This is a genomic window from Petrocella sp., from assembly GCF_059865615.1.
In genome coordinates this window covers 1-18682 of sequence record NZ_JCBCDA010000039.1, presented here as the reverse complement: position 1 = coordinate 18682, position 18682 = coordinate 1, and the positions used below count along the sequence as shown (strand labels likewise).

The 18682-nt window shown below is 34.8% G+C and carries 14 protein-coding genes; 4 read left to right on the top strand and 10 right to left on the bottom strand.

Annotated features, from left to right (window positions below; all coding sequences use genetic code 11):
• Positions 1-218: 218 nt before the first annotated feature.
• A complete protein-coding gene (locus AC6F8J_RS04695; protein WP_500721397.1) occupies positions 219-800 on the bottom strand; it encodes a thymidine kinase in 582 nt (193 codons plus the stop codon).
• Positions 801-1271: 471 nt separating this feature from the next.
• Here AC6F8J_RS04695 and AC6F8J_RS04690 point away from each other — a divergent pair, with 471 nt between their 5' ends.
• Positions 1272-2333, top strand: a complete 1062-nt coding sequence (locus tag AC6F8J_RS04690; protein ID WP_500721396.1) for a restriction endonuclease — start codon at positions 1272-1274, stop codon at positions 2331-2333.
• Positions 2334-2543: 210 nt separating this feature from the next.
• Here the strand turns inward: AC6F8J_RS04690 and AC6F8J_RS04685 are convergent, their stop codons facing one another.
• Entirely contained in the window at positions 2544-2864 is a 321-nt protein-coding gene (locus tag AC6F8J_RS04685) for a hypothetical protein (RefSeq protein ID WP_500721395.1), read from the bottom strand.
• A gap of 288 nt (positions 2865-3152) precedes the next feature.
• On the opposite strand from AC6F8J_RS04685, the gene AC6F8J_RS04680 reads away from it, so the two are divergent.
• Positions 3153-4364 (top strand): AI-2E family transporter, encoded by a 1212-nt coding sequence (locus tag AC6F8J_RS04680; RefSeq protein WP_500721394.1) that lies wholly within the window; start codon positions 3153-3155, stop codon positions 4362-4364.
• A gap of 82 nt (positions 4365-4446) precedes the next feature.
• On the opposite strand, the gene AC6F8J_RS04675 is transcribed toward AC6F8J_RS04680, so the two are convergent.
• From AC6F8J_RS04675 to AC6F8J_RS04665, 3 genes are all read right to left on the bottom strand, one after another.
• Positions 4447-5502, bottom strand: a complete 1056-nt coding sequence (locus AC6F8J_RS04675; RefSeq protein ID WP_500721392.1) for a hypothetical protein — start codon at positions 5500-5502, stop codon at positions 4447-4449.
• Positions 5503-5803: 301 nt separating this feature from the next.
• Complete coding sequence (gene trxA, locus AC6F8J_RS04670) at positions 5804-6121, bottom strand: thioredoxin (RefSeq protein ID WP_500721391.1); 318 nt, start codon at positions 6119-6121, stop codon at positions 5804-5806.
• A gap of 164 nt (positions 6122-6285) precedes the next feature.
• Positions 6286-7872, bottom strand: a complete 1587-nt coding sequence (locus AC6F8J_RS04665; protein ID WP_500721390.1) for a transglutaminase domain-containing protein — start codon at positions 7870-7872, stop codon at positions 6286-6288.
• A 347-nt stretch (positions 7873-8219) separates the two neighbouring features.
• Here AC6F8J_RS04665 and AC6F8J_RS04660 point away from each other — a divergent pair, with 347 nt between their 5' ends.
• Positions 8220-9263, top strand: a complete 1044-nt coding sequence (locus AC6F8J_RS04660) for a CPBP family glutamic-type intramembrane protease (RefSeq protein ID WP_500721388.1) — start codon at positions 8220-8222, stop codon at positions 9261-9263.
• A gap of 3 nt (positions 9264-9266) precedes the next feature.
• Here the strand turns inward: AC6F8J_RS04660 and trmB are convergent, their stop codons facing one another.
• The 5 genes from trmB to AC6F8J_RS04635 all read right to left on the bottom strand — a co-directional run bounded on the left by trmB (position 9267) and on the right by AC6F8J_RS04635 (position 17815).
• Complete coding sequence (trmB, locus tag AC6F8J_RS04655) at positions 9267-9914, bottom strand: tRNA (guanosine(46)-N7)-methyltransferase TrmB (RefSeq protein ID WP_500721387.1); 648 nt, start codon at positions 9912-9914, stop codon at positions 9267-9269.
• 484 nt (positions 9915-10398) lie between these two features.
• Positions 10399-12591, bottom strand: a complete 2193-nt coding sequence (locus AC6F8J_RS04650) for an alpha-galactosidase (protein WP_500721386.1) — start codon at positions 12589-12591, stop codon at positions 10399-10401.
• A 47-nt stretch (positions 12592-12638) separates the two neighbouring features.
• Positions 12639-13334 carry a DNA/RNA nuclease SfsA gene (sfsA, locus tag AC6F8J_RS04645; protein WP_500721384.1) on the bottom strand — a complete coding sequence of 232 codons (696 nt, stop codon included), beginning with the start codon at positions 13332-13334 and terminating at the stop codon, positions 12639-12641.
• Between the two features lie 215 nt (positions 13335-13549).
• The gene (locus AC6F8J_RS04640) at positions 13550-15421 is read right to left on the bottom strand and encodes a DUF4914 family protein (RefSeq protein ID WP_500721383.1); all 1872 of its coding nucleotides are present in this window, start codon (positions 15419-15421) and stop codon (positions 13550-13552) included.
• A gap of 699 nt (positions 15422-16120) precedes the next feature.
• Entirely contained in the window at positions 16121-17815 is a 1695-nt protein-coding gene (locus AC6F8J_RS04635; RefSeq protein ID WP_500721382.1) for a M3 family oligoendopeptidase, read from the bottom strand.
• 476 nt (positions 17816-18291) lie between these two features.
• On the opposite strand from AC6F8J_RS04635, the gene AC6F8J_RS04630 reads away from it, so the two are divergent.
• Positions 18292-18682: helix-turn-helix domain-containing protein (locus tag AC6F8J_RS04630; protein ID WP_500721381.1), on the top strand; the 391-nt coding region annotated here is incomplete at its 3' end.

Sequence of the window (18682 nt, the reverse complement as noted above, 5' to 3'; positions counted from 1 at the left end):
ACTTTCATTAAAATACATATAAGGGTTAAAGGGTCAAAACTAAGTTTCACTAAATTCACATACAATATATAGATTACGTTGATGCATTCATAACTATATATTGTATGCAAAAGTTCAACTATATAGTTTTGACACCTTAACCATATAAGCATATTATAATTTTATCATACAACTCACTTGTATTCCATTAAAATATTGTAAAACCATTTGCCACCATTCTAATTATCAATAGGAGGGGTTACATAGCAATTGTAGCAAACCGGCAAAAATTTTTCCAAACCACCAATATCAATAGGATTACCCTTATATTCTGGCTTCCCTTCAACTAACTTAAGATTATGTGTTGCTTTACTTGCGCAGTACCAACATATGGTTTTGATTTCTTCTAACTTATCTGATAGCTCAAAAAGCCTCTTAGATGCTTCAAAAAGCTCTAAAGTATAGCTTACTCTCAGTCCATAGCATATTACCGGTGTATTAAATTGTACTACAACCTCCCGTAACTGGTCTATATGTTTGGAAGACAACATCTGAGCCTCATCTACCAATACACAATCTATTTTATCCTTTTTATCTAAATGCTCAATAAACACATCAACGATATTGGTATCTGTATCAATCATTTCCGCTTTCAGTTCGAAGCCGGCTCTTGTAGATATATTTCCATTTGACCTTGTATCCATATACGGTATCATTAATAATACTTTTTTGCCTTGAGTTTCATAATTATGAGCCGTCGCTATTAGATTTAATGATTTTGCAGAAAAAACAGTGCCGTATTTGAAGAATAATTTTGCCATTTTCGTCCTCTTTCTTTCATTCTCAAAATTCATAAAATTAATATCCTATTGAGCTATTTTTGTGTTTTTTTCATTAATAACCTGTGAACTATCCACACAATTCTGTTGATAACTGTTATTATCTGTGGGTAACTAGTACTTTATGCCTGTTTTTTTATTTTTTCGAAGTTTGCTTCAATATATTTTACTTGAATATAGCCTTCCAGTCAAACAACCCTTCCCCATCTCAAATAATATTTTTTCTTTTTTTATGAAGTGAAACATCTAATATTATGGTTAAAGTGTCAGAACTATATAATTGAACTTTCACATACAATATATAGTTCTGAATGCATCAACATAATCTATATATTGTATGTGAATTTAGTAAAATTTAGTTTTGACCCCTTAATCAGATTATGATATACTCAAAAGTGGAGAGTATGATAATTGTTTCACCAAAATACATGTATGGGGACGTGAATTTACTACATGGAGCTTTATAAAGCACTTGCAACCAGCGACTTAAAAGAGGAATTCAAAAATCTATGCCACACTTTATTTATAGAGTCCGGAATTGATATTGATATGGGAATAAAACCGGAACTTGACATTGATATGCTCATCAACTGTCCTTCTGGACAACGTGCAGTAATAGAAATTAAGCTTTATCGATCAAAAAAAGTTGCTCTTGAAACCATTGAGCAAGCAATTTTTCATCTAAAAAGGATCAATGCTGATGTACATGGTAATCATATGATTTTAATCGTGTCCACTTTCCTACCTGATGATTGGGTATATTTAGCAAAAAATAAATTCGGCATCACCTTATGGGATCAAAATGATCTTCTTCATATGTCTAAGGCTTTGGACCCCTTATCATTAGCCTTTATAGATTTCTTTGAACGTCTCAACTCACCTATTGAGATAAAAAGAGCTCCATCTCCCACACCATACAGGCGTATGGCCTCGATTTATGCCTTTACTGAAACCACCCTTAAACCATTTTGTTACAAAGCTTCAATTGGCCATGAACTTTATCAAAATCTCATTAAAGAAACAAACCGCTCCAATAGTTGGACAAAGTTCGAGAACAATGTTTTCGATATCATGAAGCATTTATTTGAAAAAGACCTAAGTGGCTGGTACAAAAATTTAAAAATGGATTCAGGTCATAATCGATTTGAAATGGTATGTCGCATTAATTCTAAGCATGACTTTTGGAAACAACTGGCACTTGATTTTAATACAAGGTATATTTTTTTCGAGTGTAAGACCTACAAAGAAATATATAGTTATAAAAATGTATCTTCCAATGATGTGAATGTTCTAGGACAAGCATTAAGAGCCATCGGCCTTATTGTTACAAAATGCGACCAAATACATTACCCTGATTTCAAAAGCCAAGGGGCCTTCTACGATAACGGAAAATTGTTGTTACATTTAACCGAATTGGATATCCATAGAATGCTACTTGATAGAGATATGGGAAATGACACTACCAGTCTTTTAAAAGAGAGAATTGATGATGCTATGATTCAGATTCGTCTATGAATTATTAACACTATTATTTGTGGATAACTTCTGGTATTCCAGAAGTCCTAGCCCTTACTAATCCTGCTATACCTTATGAAACATACGTTCTTAACGTTTTTTTTATTATAACTTATACACAAGTTATGCCCAATTTTATGATTGAAATGTGTTTATAATAAAAGCTATTCCTCCATATTCTTTCTGGTTGAATAGCTTTTACTATAAAGGTTAATACTTATTAATGACAATATCCTGCAAAACCCGATCTTGCTTTTTTATAAGAATATGTCCTCGTACCTTGGAATCATAAGTGGCTCTCAACTCTTCTACAAAAAGCATTGGGTCTTTAGGAACAGATATGCTGTCTATGTTTCCATAATCTATGGTCACGCTATGGATACCGGTTGTTACTGTCGGTCGTGGCTTGAACATGTTTAAATTCTGGCTACCCATAAGTTTGCTGATGTTATTATCAAGTTCTTGAGCTTCATGATAAAGCCATTTGTCTATATACAAGATTCCACCAATAATATTGAAGCTATTTTCCATGGCCATCACCTCAAATTTATTGTACAATAATTTTTCAATTGATACAATGGATATTTATTACTAAATAAAGTTATATATTCATTGTATGCAATATTGGTATATATACAATATGTCGTTATGAGTGTAATAACGGACCCTATATGTTGTATGTAATTTAGAGAAACTTAGTTTTGACACTTTAACCAATGATTTTGTATATTACTTTTTTGTTAAATCATGAAAGCCTATATTCATAACAGCAAATCTTTGTTATCATAAGTACATAACAATTCATAAGGAGGCTCCCTGTTGAAAATTAATCATAACCTCAAATACACAACCATTGCCATCTATACCGTTTTTGTTTTTTTTGCTTGTATTCTTGTATATAAAGTCGTGTTTTCATGGAATGACTCCATGGCCTTAATTCGTAGTGTTTTGAATCTTATGTCACCTTTTATTTTTGCACTTCTGATTGCTTTTTTTATAAGTCCTATGGTCAATTTTTTGGAGCGTCTATTAATTAATCGAATTTCTTTTAAAGGACGCAATATAAAATCATTAAAAATTAAACGTGTCTTATCAATAATACTCGCCTATTTTATTGTTATCGGAAGTATTATGTTTTTATTTGCTATTATCATGCCCCAAGTGTTTAGAAGTTTTACTGATATTTCAAATAAGCTCCCTGGCTACATTGATTCTGTAATTGAGTGGTCGCAAACTGCATCCTTTTCTTTTGGCACAGAAAACTATTATATTGACTTCAAGCTTCTAAGTTCCTTTGTTTCAGAAAATATACCTCAAACACTGGAACAAATTACAGATATCTTTAATCAATTCATACCGGAGATCCTTAATTTTACGAAAAATATTGCTTCTCTCGTTATGAATCTTTTCTTTGGATTCATCATAGCAATTTACTTAATCTATAACAAGGAAGGCTATCTTAAAAATGCAGGCAGGTTTGTTACGGCCATAATACCTCCCCAAACAAATGGTGCCGTATTCAATACTTTCAAGGAAAGCCACAGGATCTTTTCCAGCTTTTTTATTGGCAAACTTTTGGATAGTTTGATTATTGGTCTTTTATGTTTTTTTATACTCTTGATTTCAAAAATACCTTACCCAATATTGATTAGTGTTATTATAGGGGTAACCAATATGATTCCTTATTTCGGTCCTTTTATTGGTGGATTCATAGGTATCTTGTTCCTTCTCATCGGTTCTCCTGAAAAGGTATTATTGTTTGCCATCATCATATTGGCTCTTCAGCAATTTGACGGTAATGTTTTGGGGCCAAAAATTTTGGGTGATTCTACAGGTCTTGAACCTTTTTGGGTGATTTTTGCCATTATACTTTTTGGGGGTATGTTTGGCTTTATAGGTATGTTCGTCGGTGTTCCATTCTTCGCAGTTATAAAAAACATTATCGATCATGTTATTGATCGACACTACAACAGAAAAATTGCTCTAATTGAAACTTTAGATGATTCCGAGACAAACCCCTATAAGTTATAAGCATAGTACAAAGTATGTGTTTATAAAGCAACCCCTTTTCTACCGATACAATGAGGTAAAATAGGGGTTGCTTTATCTTTATTTACTCTACAACGCTAAGCATTTTTTTGGCTATATTATTTGCATCATTGGTATAATTGGGTCTATTGACTGACACCGCTTTGATGTTCATATCTTTAATGTGAAATTTACGTAACTCTTCTTCAGTTGTTCGGAAAGCATAGTTATTTGAAAAAAGCTTTTCAACCAGTTCTTGATCCTCTGTATCGTCTTCATCAAGTATTCCAAATGGCACATCTAGAATTAGACACTCTGCTACAGAAGACCAACCACCTTTAATTAATGCAAAAGAACTTGCAGCAATATAATCTTGTGTGTGCGATAATCTAGAAGGTAATTTTACAACATGGACATTACCTTCTACTTCTATGGTGCCCGTAGCAAAAACTGTTCCGGAAGGGAAATCAATCTCAAACTTCTCCTTCTTCTTTTCAACTTGCCCCACTGAAAGGTATACTGCCGGCCAATATAGTTTTTTGAAATCACCACTGCTCATTTGACTCACTTCTCTACAAACTAGACCCACATCCTCCTTAGGACAATCAATACCACTCATATCATCAGAAAGTTCAAATCTATATAGCATATCTAATTGATTGTACCATGTACGATAGATTTCAATTAAATCATCTTTAATTCCAAAGTTCTTGAAACGATTGTACCATGTATAATTAGAAATTCCGACCACTTTCACTCTAAGTTTTTTGGCCACCATAATACCTAGAATACTGATATCCGTAATGACCATGACAATCTCCATACCTTTTAACAAATTATACTGATATTCTATTAGATCTTCAAGCTTACTCTTATAAACACGAATGTTTTCTGCCGTGCCTTCTAAATCTACTTGATGAGAATTCTCAATGAACTTTGAATTTGCATCTGTTTCCACATTGATAAAGGAAACCCGTTTTTCATATTTTCTTAATTCAATTTTAGCATGGTCATTCTGAATCTTATTTGAAGCCAATAATACATTATAGTCACTGTTTTCAATTATATGTGAAATTATAGCTGCTGATCTGGTTATGTGTCCAAAACCACTATCTGTTACATAATATGCAATCGTTTTCATTTTCTACCTCCAAAATCTATTTTTTATGCTTATAAGCATTCATAAACATACCACTCTACATGGGATTATAACACCTGCCCAGACAAAAATCAATCAAGGAGAAACAAGTCGTGCTATCGAAAAAAACACACCTACGAAAAGAAGCTATGCTTCGTTATGGGCTCTGCTCATATTTCTGAACGGTTCAAAAGGAAAGGACCTTGATGCAAATGCTAGAGTATGACTTTCAAGTGGCCAGCTTTGCTGGACACGCTCCTAGAGAATAAAAAAGACGACCTAGTATAAGATCGTCTTTGATGATTTACATTGCTGCTTTAATCTTTGCTTCAACTTGATTTTTAGGTACTGCACCGACTATGGTGTCTACCACTTCTCCACCTTTGAATATCAATAGCGTCGGAATACTCATTACTCTGTAATGTTGTGCTGTAACACCGTTGGTATCCACATCCAGCTTTCCGATTTTTACTTTACCTTCATATTCATTTGCCAGCTGCTCTATAGATGGTGCCATCATCTTACATGGTCCACACCAATCTGCATAAAAATCAACCAAAACCGGTACCTCTGATTTAAGAACTTCTACTTCAAAATTTGCATCTGTAAATATCATTGCCATAATAATGCCTCCATTTCTTTTCTTGTAACCACCTGACTATACAATATTATTATATTATGTTTTTTGGATATAGTCAATGTTTAAAATATTTTTCGTCTTATTGCACATCTCTCATCTCTTACTTTACCTTAGATTAAAAGAAATGTCCAATAATAATCATTTCTTTAGTGAACTGTTATGTACACGACATTGGTAGATTCATTGACATTATAACTAACACTGCCATATCCATAGCATCTTACTAAAACTTTCCTTAGTGTTTCCATGGTCATTTGAACACCTTTAACTTTTATCGTCATTGCTTTACTTCCTCTATTAAACTCATTTTGAAGATAAGTCCTTAAACCTTCCGTGCCAATAACTTCAAGTTTATGATAAGTATAATAGTTATAATAAGTACCTGTCCCCTGTTCATATTCAGACTTATTCCAAGAATGGGTAGCCATCAAGTCTTGATCTGTAACATTAAAATAATCATAAGTGATGTTATGTGAACCTAGTGAAGATACCGGGTCGTTCCAAGTCGTGTCCACATGATAGCACTTGCCGTCAAGCTCTATCATATTCCATGCATGGCCTATATCCACACCATCCACTTTAGCTGTACCAAAGATAATCTTCGAATTAAGACCTGCTAAATATGCCATATATTGAAATGCTTCGGCATAACCATGACAGACCGCTTTGCCATCTATTAGGGCACCATAAATAGTGAATACCGCTGGATTAAGCACTGGCGATTGATCATAGGTCACTTGATGAACGATGTAATCATGAATGGCCAGCTCTTTTTCAAAATCGCTCATATGAGATGTGGTTATTTGATCTACCACTTCTTTAGCTTTATTCTTTGCCATTTCAAGTTCTGACTTTGTAATCGTATATTCAATTGCTATCATCAATTCATTGCCTCTTTGTGTAATCTTGTAGCTATTGATTACAGACGAATACATGGGAACTTGATTCATAGCGACTTTTGCATCTTCAATAAGATTACTCACATCTACACGACTTATTAACGACATGTCGAATGTTTGGCTCTCTTCCATCTCGTAAATCATTTTTTCTACATTTTGCACCAACGCTTTATATGACACCGGCATCTTCTGTATATCAAAGAAGGCTAAACTTATGAATTTATCCGCTTTGTCGATCGTATTAGGAACTGCCTTTTTAACTTGAAGTTGATCCAATAATGTTGTGTTTTGTGCCTTTATTTTACTAAATAGTGCATTATAGGTTAGGCTGACCATCTCTCTTCTTGTAAAAATAGACTTATTAGATGTTGATGATAGAATTCCGATTTCTTTTGCTTTGTTTAAACTATTTGACCACGTGAAGTCGCCGTTAGCATCATCATAAGCCAATGCTCTTAACAAAAGTGTCACATACTGTTCTTGAGTCACAAAATCCTGTGCACCAAACTCAGTAGATGATTTACCCTTGGTCAATCCATGGTTATATAAATAGCCTACATAAGATGACGCCCATAATGATACATCATCAAAAGGATGGTTAAAATTCATGGACCGGACTAAATCTTCGTCACCTTTTAGCCTAACAATCATAACGGCTGCTTCTTGACGCGTCAAGGATTGGTTGAGGCCATAATCTTGACCTGTTCCTTTAAGTAAACCAATGACGTTTAGGTATTCTGCTTGAGGGCTGATTACTTCACTTCCGTTGGCCGTACTAGAAAATATACTCAGTCCTAGTGCAATAACAGCTAATAAACCCAATAATTTCTTCATAATTATGAAAAACCCTCCAAAATAGCTTACTATAATAACTCGGTGAAAGGATCAGAACGATTTCTTGACGCCTTAACCATGAACTAATTATAATTCAGTATCTTGTTCCTGTAAAGTTCGGTTTCTTTTATTAATATCTGATAAAAGTGTCAAAACTAAGTTTTACTAAATCCACATACAATATATAGATTGTTTTGATACATTCGTAACTATATATTGTATGCAAATATTCATCTGGATGGTTTTGATACTTAAGCATTGTCTTAAGCTAATATTGTTTTTATACCATCTAATTTAGACTTATGTTATGATAGATGCATAATCTATAAGACATCTGGAGGTAACTTATGTTTTCTGTCAAACGTGGCAATTTGTTTCAAATGATTACCATAACTTATTTTATATTAGGCAACCTTACTTTGGCAACCATAATAAGCTCTTTGCGATGGGAAGTTAATTTTATCATTAATATTTTGATTTCTCAGCTTGGTTTCGTAGCTTTATCCGTCGTTACCTATCTGATTGTTACAAAATCCCCCATAAAATCAACTTTACATTTACATAAAGTTCGACCTCTTGATATCTTGATTTATATAGGTCTTGCTTGGTCGGTTATGCCTTCCCTCAGTGTTATTAATGTTCTTTCACAGTTTTTTGTCCGCAATCAGATTCAAGATACTCTGCTTACTGTTTTGGACTATCCATACTTATTCGTGCTTCTTTTAACTTCCGTTTTTCCGGCTATTTTCGAGGAACTTTTAACCCGTTCCTTAATCATCAGCAATTATAGAAAAGAATCTGTTCTTGTGACTTGCATCATTAGTGGTTTGTTTTTTGGATTCATTCACTTAAACATCAATCAGTTTCTATATGCCTTTGTAATGGGTGCCCTTATGTGCTATGTCGTTTTGATTACTGAATCCATCTATAGTGCTATTATTATTCACTTCACAATCAATGCAACAAGCACAACAATGCTTTATGTCTCAAATATGATTATTACGGCTTTTTCTAACAATGAAATCTTAATGGGTGAAATTGCCGCTAATACCGACCCTACAAATGCTCAGTTAGCTATCATGCTCATTGGCCTTTTCATATATGCATTATTCTTCTTACCTATTGCTTTTCTACTTCTTCGTTCGTTGCTCAAAAGAAATAGTAAAGTATTTAAGGGTAGTCTAAAATTACCTACTGAAGTCTTTATGGGACTTAATCGCACATCACTTATTGATCATGATTTTCAAGAAGATATGAGAGAGGCACTAGAGCAACCGGAAGCTGTTGAGCCTTTGACCGTACAAGGAAAACAATCAATTTTTACGCCGCCACTGCTTATTACCATTGCCATATTTATTGTTTTTTCACTCATTATTGAGTTTCTAAGTTAATTGTCACCGACTGCCGAAACTTGCTTCAACCATATTAATGGCAATACCTTCTTTCGTGAACTTCTCTTCATATTCAGTCATAATATTTTCTCGTACCCAAGGACTACCATGTAGGTTTCTTGTTTCCTTTAGAATACTCATACCAAGAATCTGCATTTCTCTCAGTGAAAAATCGAAAAGTTCTTGGTTGTCCGTTTTAAAACACAATAAGCCTTCCGCCCTTAAAATAATCTCGTATTTTTTCAAAAATTCTCTATATGTCAATCTTCTTTTATAGTGTCGTTCTTTGGGCCACGGATCAGAAAAATTCAAGTATACCTTTGCAACTTCGTTTTCTTCAAAAAGTTCTAATATATCCTGAGCGTCATATCGAACCACACACAAGTTACTAATGTCGCCTTCTTCCTTAATATTATCCAAGCTTTTCACCAGTACAACTGTGAACTTTTCAAAGCCGATATAATTAATTGTCGGATTTTTTTTTGCTTGTTCTATGAGAAAACGCCCTCTTCCCATACCAATTTCTATATGTATAGGATTGTCATTGTCAAAATATGTGTGCCATTTTCCTTTGTAATTTATTGGATCTTTAATCAGTTTCTCATAATTATTAATCCGATTGAAGGCTTTTTTTACATTTCTAAGTCTCATTTTATCGCTCCTTAATATTCTAACTCTAGGAAAGTCATACTTTTGCTAAAGGGTCAAGACTCTCTGCTAACGTGAGCAATTTGTATGCAATACGAAGCAACGCCGCTTTGTTCTTTCTTCTTTAGTATCTTATCATTTCATCTAAAAAAATGCAAAAAATACCCTACCACAGTAGAATATTACTTCACGCTGGGTAGGACTAAGCATATTATATAATAAAAGGGGGGATAGTTATTACTTTTTAATCATAGCAAATAAATATGTCTAAATTATGAATTCAGTATATCTTTTCTGTGTATTATTGAAATATTCACAACTTAACTGCTAGTTTCTCTTGAATTATGTCTTATATAATGGTTAAGGCGTCAAAACTAAGTTTCACTAAATTTACATACAATATATAGATTACGTTGATGCATTCATAACTATATATTGTATGCAAAAGTTCAACTATATAGTTTTGACACCTTAACCAATTATAAAATTATTTTACTTTATCCAAAATTACCATCACACTATCAAAGTCACCTGTCATCATTGGCAACCGAAGTCCAAAGTTCATCAATGTATCACCATAGAACTGTTGCCCATCTTCTAATCTATAAAGCCCCTCCGGGTCAAGATAATGCATTTTTATCTTAGGCTCTAAATCATTCGGTTTAGCCAAGTGCCTATAATAAAATAGGACAACTTGGTTTCTATCCTTAGATTGAAACATCCAAGCGGTACAATTATTCTCGTATGGACTGATTAGTCTATAGAATTCGCCTAACTGTACCGTTTTTCGAATGCGCTTATATTGATCTATATGACTTTTTACAAGGCTCTTTTCTTCATCACTGAGCTTTGTCAAATCCAGCTCAAATCCCAAATTAGCTGCCATAGCCACATATGCACGTGTATGTAAAGGCGTCATCCGCATAACTTGATGATTAGGTATTTCCGAAACATGGGCACCCATGGTGATTGGTGGATATAGCATCGATGTCCCCCATTGGATCTTAAGTCGCTCATAACTATCCGTATCATCACTGGTCCATGTCTGGGGCATATAGTAAAGCATTCCTGGATCAAAACGTCCGCCACCTCCAGAACAGCTTTCAAAAAGTATGTCTGGAAAGGCTTTTGTTATTTTATCCAATAAGTTATATAGACCAAGTATATACCTGTGGCTGGTTTCTTTTTGTCTGTTTGTGGCCAAAATAGCCGAACCAACTTCAGTCATATTACGATTCATATCCCATTTTACATAACGAATGGAAGCACTTTTAAGGACTTGTGACAAAGCAGAAAACAAATAATTTCTTACATCTTCACGACCCATATCCAATATGAGCTGATTTCTGGCTTCAGAACGATCTCGATTGGGAACATGAAGACACCAATTTGGATGTTTCTTATAGAGTACGCTATCCGGCGACACCATTTCAGGTTCAAACCACAAACCAAAGTCCATGCCCTTTTCATTAGCATAGTCCGCAATTGCCTCTAATCCTCCCGGCAACTTTTCCCTATTAACAAACCAATCACCTAAACCCGAACTATCTGAATCTCTTTGACCAAACCACCCATCATCCAGCACCATCAATTCGATACCAAGATTCGCACTCTCGTCAATAAGTGTCTTGATTTTTTGCTCATCAAAGTCAAAATACGTAGCTTCCCAATTATTAATTCGTATCGGACGAACTTTATGTTGCCAGTGCCCCCTGCAAAGTCTATCTTTATATATCTTGTGGAATATTTTTGACATACCATTTAGACCTTCATGTGAATAAACCATCACAACTTCAGGTGTATCAAATGAGGTGCTTGGTAATAGCTCCCACTCGAAATCAATGGTATTCATACCCATCTGCATCCTTGTTCCGCCATAGCTATTAACAGATACTTCACCCATAAATGAACCACTATAGATAAGATTCATAGCATATACCCCACCCACATATTCCGTTGTTTGGGGTTCAAGTAGTGCTATAAATGGATTCTGTTCATGAGAACTAGCACCTCTTTTACTATCAACTACATGGGTACTATGGCCAATAGGGATTCTTGATATATGACGTTCCCTTGCCCATCCACCATACAGATTCATTAATTCAAATTCATGATTCTGATAAAAATCTACACTGGCGCTTAGAGCTTTTTTTAACTGTATACTCCCATTTCCTCGATTCACAATAGTCACTCTTCGTGTTATAACATCATAGGCTTCATATACTGAATAAAACAATATCACTTCTAATCCGAACAAATCATCCACAAGACTAATCTCAAGTGTTTCTAGAACATCATCTTCACTAGCATACAAGGATGGCATACCTTTAATACCTTTTTTTCCTTTATAGATTCGGTGAGATTTATAAACAGGTGCACATACATGACTACCATCTTCCATCCTCACTTCAAAAGCAGGACTTTGATAGTCTGAACGCCCATAATCTGGATACTCTCTTGGCATCGTATCAAAAGATATTGACCTATGGTTTTTTTCCGGATTCGGTGAAAAACTACACACTTCATATAAGTCAACAAAGCACTTTAAATCCGGTGTGTGAATCTTCTTCCCCCAATACCCATGTAACAAATGACGATCTAAGACGATTTCCATTAAATAACTTGTATTTATAGTACTAAGATGAAATTGTTTTCGATCTTGATTAAAGCTTATACCCATTTTTTCAACCTCCTATTATCATATGTTGGCTAAAGCGTCATAACTATTTACCATATTTGATTTACTAATGAACCAGAATATCCAAGTTCTATGGTATCTCTGCTCAACTTACTATTGTATACTAAAACGCCAAGACCTTTATCAATTGCATTAAATAAGCTATCTGCAAAAGCCCTGTCACGTTCATGATGGGGTCTGAAATTATGAATATTTTCGATTTGAATCAAAAAAAACACATAGTTTTTGTAGCCCTCGTTCAAGCCCTTTGTTAACTCGTTAATATGCTTGGTACCTCTTATAGTAGGTGCATCCGGAAAAAGCGCCAGCCCTGTCTCTTCCAAAGTTACTCCTTTAACCTCTATATAACCTTTTTCGTCGCCTTTTTCATAATAAATATCAAATCTGGAAGAGCCATAGGTTACTTCACGAACAGCGTAGGAGACTTGTCCAATCTCCTTAATCTCTCCTCTAATTAATGCTTCATAAATCACTTGATTCGGTACTTGAGAGTCAATATTAACTAGGATATCACCTTTATAAATACTGATTAAAGAGTACCCAGTTTTTCTATTTGGGTTATCACTTTTTTCAAGATATACTTTGACACCTTCTATAAATAACTCTTGACATCTTCCTGTATTTTTTACATGTACTTGCTCTGACTTTCCATCTATAAAAACGATAGCAATAAAGCGATTTAGACGTTTGATAAATATGCCTTCCACAATGTTTTTATATCTCATATTTTGACCTTTCCTTACAGCATTACAATAAATATAGCATATGTCTTTATTTTGTCAACGCTACAATTAGCAAAAAAATACAAATGACGATTTATAGTCAATATATTAAAAAGGAAGCTACAAACCTTATGGCCTATAGCTTCCTAATTAGAACTTATGTATGGTAAAATGTAAAAACGAAGTTTTAACACCTTATCCCTTTTTTATCAGTTCATTTACATTGGCATCATGGATGCAAACTCTTCGACTGAAGCATCACGCATGTAGGCATCAATGATCTGTCTACCTAATGGGTTTAACTCTTCTGTATTGAATTTAGCAAGCTCTCGCTTAAAGAAGTCTGTAAGAAGTTTTGCACCGGCATCATAAGCGTCATCTCCGATGTTAACCTGATGATTTGTGCGCAAGAAACCTTTTGGTATATTGTGACCATCTATTCTAAGAGTTTTTGGTGAGTAGCCAAGCGTTGAGCATCTTGATTCTACCAATTGATCCGGTCTGAACTTAGCGTTGCCTTTTCTTGCTAAGTATTCACGGTCTAACCACTCAGCGATAAAGCCTACTTTGAAAGAACCAATATGTTGATTAGGAATCAAGACGTATTTAGTGTTTGGAGTTTTTTGAATCTGTTCTAGCAATAGATTGGCTTGTGTAACCATTTTACCTGTTGCAAAAGGCCAGTAAGAACCTACACCTTCACTACTCATACCACCTGTATCTACAATACTTGGATTCGCGTGTCCTCTAGGTGCAACCAGTCGCCATAACCATGCAAGAGCAGGTGGCAATATGTGTAACATTCCAACTATACCGTAAGTGATTTTTTCTTTTGTAAGTGGGGGCATACGAACACCAAAGGAACGAACATCAACCTCAACCGGATCTGAAATAACATCCGGAACAAAATGTCTTGGCATAATAACCCTAGGGTTTGGACAGGGTACTCCTGGTGCATCCATTTTATGTTCCCATATTAATATGGTCGAATCCGGAGCACCATCCATATTTAAGAATATTAATGGTTCTGGTGGATGTATGGTCAATTTTTCATGTTCGATAGATGTACCATATTCTTTAATATGATCAAATCTCAAAAACCAACCTGCTTCTGCATCTGTCACCACAAGTTTACTATCATTTTGATACGATGGATGACATAATGCCATATCATCCGTAACTGGATGCAGTTCACACGTATCACCCAACTCTAAATAATGACTATCCTCAGTAATAAGGTCGACACCCAACAATACACTACCGTCTGGCTCGCGATGCACTTCTTCTATCATCTCTGATTTACCACCGCCACTGGCACCTTCATGCATGATAACCACTGAGTTATCATAAGGCGTTGTTACACGAACCGTTGAAGCATGGGCTGTTATCCACCCTTCCTTCTCTCCTATAGATAATAAGATACCATAAACGCCTTTTTTAGCACTTGGTCCTGGATATAGATTAAAAGAATATACTTCATGCATATTGTCTAAACGGTTATGTACGACAACTTGTTTACCATCATAATGTGTATGTCTAAATACAGGCGCAAGATAAATCACAGCCTTAGGTTCAAAATCTTCCCTTACCTCATCTGCAGGTATAAATCCTTGAAGATCGGCCAAGCCTCCTGTAAAAAATGCTGCATTTTTGGGACCAACTAATATCGACTCATAGCCCCCATGTTTTGCATCACCAGATATAAAAGGTAATATGATTAAGTCTTGGGTCTTTAACCATTCAAATGTTTCTTGACGAACCCCTTCAAAGCTCTCACCGAACTTTTCTTTGTATGTCAATTTATCTGTTGGTAAATCATCACCTATATACATGCAATTAGGATCTCTTCTTCGCATATAGGCTTCCGCATAATTAACAGACACACCATTTTTACAACGAACAACTTCAGCTTCTTCAACAAGACCTAAGCCTTCGACTTCATAATTCACCTTGTAGATTTGCTGACCATTGCCTGTTGCCATATCGAGTATATGGGCTCTGCTCTCAGGAACCGTTACCGACTTTGCATTTGCAACTATATCAGCCACACTTGCATCAAATATAAACTTTGATAATACGTTTTTACTCATATAATCCTCCTTGAATATTGTGTCGTGGTCAAATGCCACTTTCATTGCATCATATATTTTGTTCTCTAAAACATATTTCTATATTTACAGGTCTGATATAATCATCCTGAATGTTACCGCAAATTATTATTATGCATTACCATAGAAAAAAAGCCCCTGTCAAACAATATACGTCTGACTAAGTGGCAACCATACTACCTGTCATATCGACTATTAGAATTTTGCATTCTCATTTTTGCAAGTTTTATAAAATTAAGATTCATTTTTCTTATTATTTGTTTTTAGTTCTAATATATAAGTTATATTAAGATTCATCATCTTTATTCCAATCATTCCATTTGTGATTGGGATCTTTAATGTGTAATTTTTCTAAAAATTCTTCAATATCTGACTAACTTATAGCAAAAACACACTAACTTCAAACTCGAAAGTATAGTTAATTAATTAACTAACTTGCCTTATATATCATTGTATTCATCTAAAATAATAGCACAATCAACCTTGTTTTGCAAGTGAATTTACTTCATCTTTGCATCTTTGTTAAAAATAAACCCATCATTCAATTTTCATACTTGGTTAATGGGTTTACAAATTGACTCTCTTCCTATTATACGGTTTCTGATTTGCAATTAATTGTTTTCTAAGTTTCATATTGTCTAATCAAGCATATTCTTCTTAGCTATCCTTTTTCAGATCATTTTATAACTTTGTATCATCTATTGAGTTTAATAAATCTCTTATTTTATAGATTACTTTTTGTACGGTTCCTTCTTTAAAGGGATTGTCAAGCTCAGCTAATTCAAGCAGCTGTAAAAAGGATCGACTACCGCCTTGATTACATAGATTCAGATAATCCATCCATGTCTTTTTACGATCTTGGGTTGATTTAACATAAAACTGTACTGAACAAATCAGTGCCAATGTATAGTCAATATAATAAAATGGCACTCTAAAAATATGACCTTGCCTAAACCAATAACCACCACGCTTAAGAAAAGCGTTGTCTTCATAATCGATCTCCGGTCTATATTTTCGATCAATCTCTAGCCATTTTTGCTTTCTTTGTTCCGGTGTAGCTGCTGGATACTCATAGACCCAGTGTTGAAATTCATCAACCACAACACCATAGGGTATAAATTCAATTGGCTTACTTGAGTGGTCGTAGATAAACTTCTCATAATCATCTCCAAAGAAGCCCTTCATCCATGGATAAGTTAAATACTCCATACTCATAGAGTGAATCTCACAAGCTTCCAAAGTAGGAAATTGATACTCACTGATCTCATATCCTCGACTTTGATAGACTTGAAAAGCATGTCCGGCTTCGTGAGTTAAAACCACCACATCATGATCTGTACCATTGAAATTGGCAAATATATAAGGTGACTTATAATCCGATAGGTAAGTGCAATAACCCCCCGGTCTTTTTCCATCACGGCTGGTCAGATCCATAAGATTGTTCTTCCTCATGAATTCAAAAAAATCATGGGTTTGAGGTGATAATTCACTGTACATCTTTCCGGCTTCTTTTACCATGTAGGCTTCGTCACCTACCGGCTTAGGGTTGCCTGTATTAAAATAAAGTGGTGCATCATAATAGTATAGGTGATCCAGGCCAATACGCTTAGCTTGCTTCTTCTTAAGTTCTAGCCTTAGTGGTGAAATATGCTCATATACCTGATTTCGAAATCGTTTCACATCTTCAGGTCCATAATCTGTTCGCCCAAGTTTATCATATCCATACTGAATATAATTATCATATCCAAGTTTAACCGCTATTTTATGTCTCAATTTTACCAATTGATCATAAATATCATCAAAAGTTGCTTCATAATCTTCAAAAAATCGTGTAACTGCTTTTTGTGCTTCAATCCGCCTACCTCTATCATAATCACTGATAAAAGGCGTCATTGTCGATAGGTTATACGTACTGCCTCTAAAGTCTATCTTTGCATTGCCTACGAGCATATTATAAGCCGTTATCAACCTATTTTCTTCCTGCAGGTCTTCAATAATAGCATCCGAAAAAGTCTGAACCGATAGAGTAGCCAAATTAATCAGATGTTCGCCATAGCGAGCCTTAAGTTCTCCTTTCATTGGAGAATTGACCAGTTTTTGATAGAATTTATGAACAATACCTTCCATTATTGGGCTTGCATTATTTTGATACTCATTTTCCGCTTTATAAAAATCATCTTTCATATTTATGGAAAACCGAATGCTGGCCAAGGTGCTCATGGTTTCCACTTCATTACGAATTCTATAAACTTCTTTAACGGCTAACTCTAGTTCTTCAATTGTCGTTGTCTCGTCCATGATGGCAAATTGCTTTTCCATGGCTTTTTTAACTTCATCAAGATCTATTCTCTTGTATTCATAATCATTAAAATTCATATTGCACCTCTTTTCTCCCTATTCATATTCCCTAGTATATCATAAAAAAAGCTTAAGCGCGCTGTCCGCCGACTTTTGGTGTAGGACCCGCTTAATCTCTAAAAATAAAAAAAGCACCTTCACATCACCACACACGTGATAAAAAGTGCTTTTATAATGTTCCTGGCGGGATTCGAACCCACGGCCCCTCGCTTAGGAGTTCCACGTACTGTTTATTTTTACATGGTACGGTATTTTGCCAAATACTGCCTAAGTCCTTTATATAAAGGCTATAACAACGAACTGAATGTTATCCAGTTCAGTGAACATGATGCCTCGTTTCATATGATTTCGAGGTGTACAATTAGCAAGAAATTAGCAAATCAAAAAAAATGATAGGCAATCGAACTATCACAAAGGATACTTGAAAATTCAATAATAAGAGATAAAACGGAATTTTAGCTTAGCTAAAGTTCCGTTTTTTTATGGAGAAAACTATGGATAAAATACAACGTTCTCGAAAGCGAGAATTCTTCCTATGTCAGAATATGATCTTTGACCAAGACATATCTGAACACGCAAAAATCACCTACGCATATTTAAGTAAATGTGCTGATGATAAGGAACAATCTTTTCCCAGTTATAAAAAGATTGGTGAAAAGTGTTCATTCTCTCGGTCAACTGCGATTAAAGCTATTAAAGAATTAAAAGAAATCGGTTTGCTCTCCTCAGAAAACAGAATCGTCATTGATGGTCAAGACAAGGCAAGATACACTTCTAATCTTTACACCATCTATGATGAACCTCTCAATAATATGGGAAGTAAATCGGGTAGTGTATCTCCTACACCACCCCCTAGTGTTACAGAAACACCACCTCTGGTTGCTG

Bases quoted from the DNA above. Each gene is read 5' to 3' on its own strand.
- AC6F8J_RS04685 (WP_500721395.1), bottom strand. From the start codon at position 2,864: ATGGAAAATAGCTTCAATATTATTGGTGGAATCTTGTATATAGACAAA.
- AC6F8J_RS04695 (WP_500721397.1), bottom strand. From the start codon at position 800: ATGGCAAAATTATTCTTCAAATACGGCACTGTTTTTTCTGCAAAATCA.
- AC6F8J_RS04650 (WP_500721386.1), bottom strand. From the start codon at position 12,591: ATGGGTATAAGCTTTAATCAAGATCGAAAACAATTTCATCTTAGTACT.
- AC6F8J_RS04690 (WP_500721396.1), top strand. From the start codon at position 1,272: ATGGAGCTTTATAAAGCACTTGCAACCAGCGACTTAAAAGAGGAATTC.
- AC6F8J_RS04675 (WP_500721392.1), bottom strand. From the start codon at position 5,502: ATGAAAACGATTGCATATTATGTAACAGATAGTGGTTTTGGACACATA.
- AC6F8J_RS04635 (WP_500721382.1), bottom strand. From the start codon at position 17,815: ATGAATTTTAATGATTATGAATACAAGAGAATAGATCTTGATGAAGTT.
- AC6F8J_RS04660 (WP_500721388.1), top strand. From the start codon at position 8,220: ATGTTTTCTGTCAAACGTGGCAATTTGTTTCAAATGATTACCATAACT.
- sfsA (WP_500721384.1), bottom strand. From the start codon at position 13,334: ATGAGATATAAAAACATTGTGGAAGGCATATTTATCAAACGTCTAAAT.
- trxA (WP_500721391.1), bottom strand. From the start codon at position 6,121: ATGGCAATGATATTTACAGATGCAAATTTTGAAGTAGAAGTTCTTAAA.
- AC6F8J_RS04665 (WP_500721390.1), bottom strand. From the start codon at position 7,872: ATGAAGAAATTATTGGGTTTATTAGCTGTTATTGCACTAGGACTGAGT.
- AC6F8J_RS04640 (WP_500721383.1), bottom strand. From the start codon at position 15,421: ATGAGTAAAAACGTATTATCAAAGTTTATATTTGATGCAAGTGTGGCT.
- trmB (WP_500721387.1), bottom strand. From the start codon at position 9,914: ATGAGACTTAGAAATGTAAAAAAAGCCTTCAATCGGATTAATAATTAT.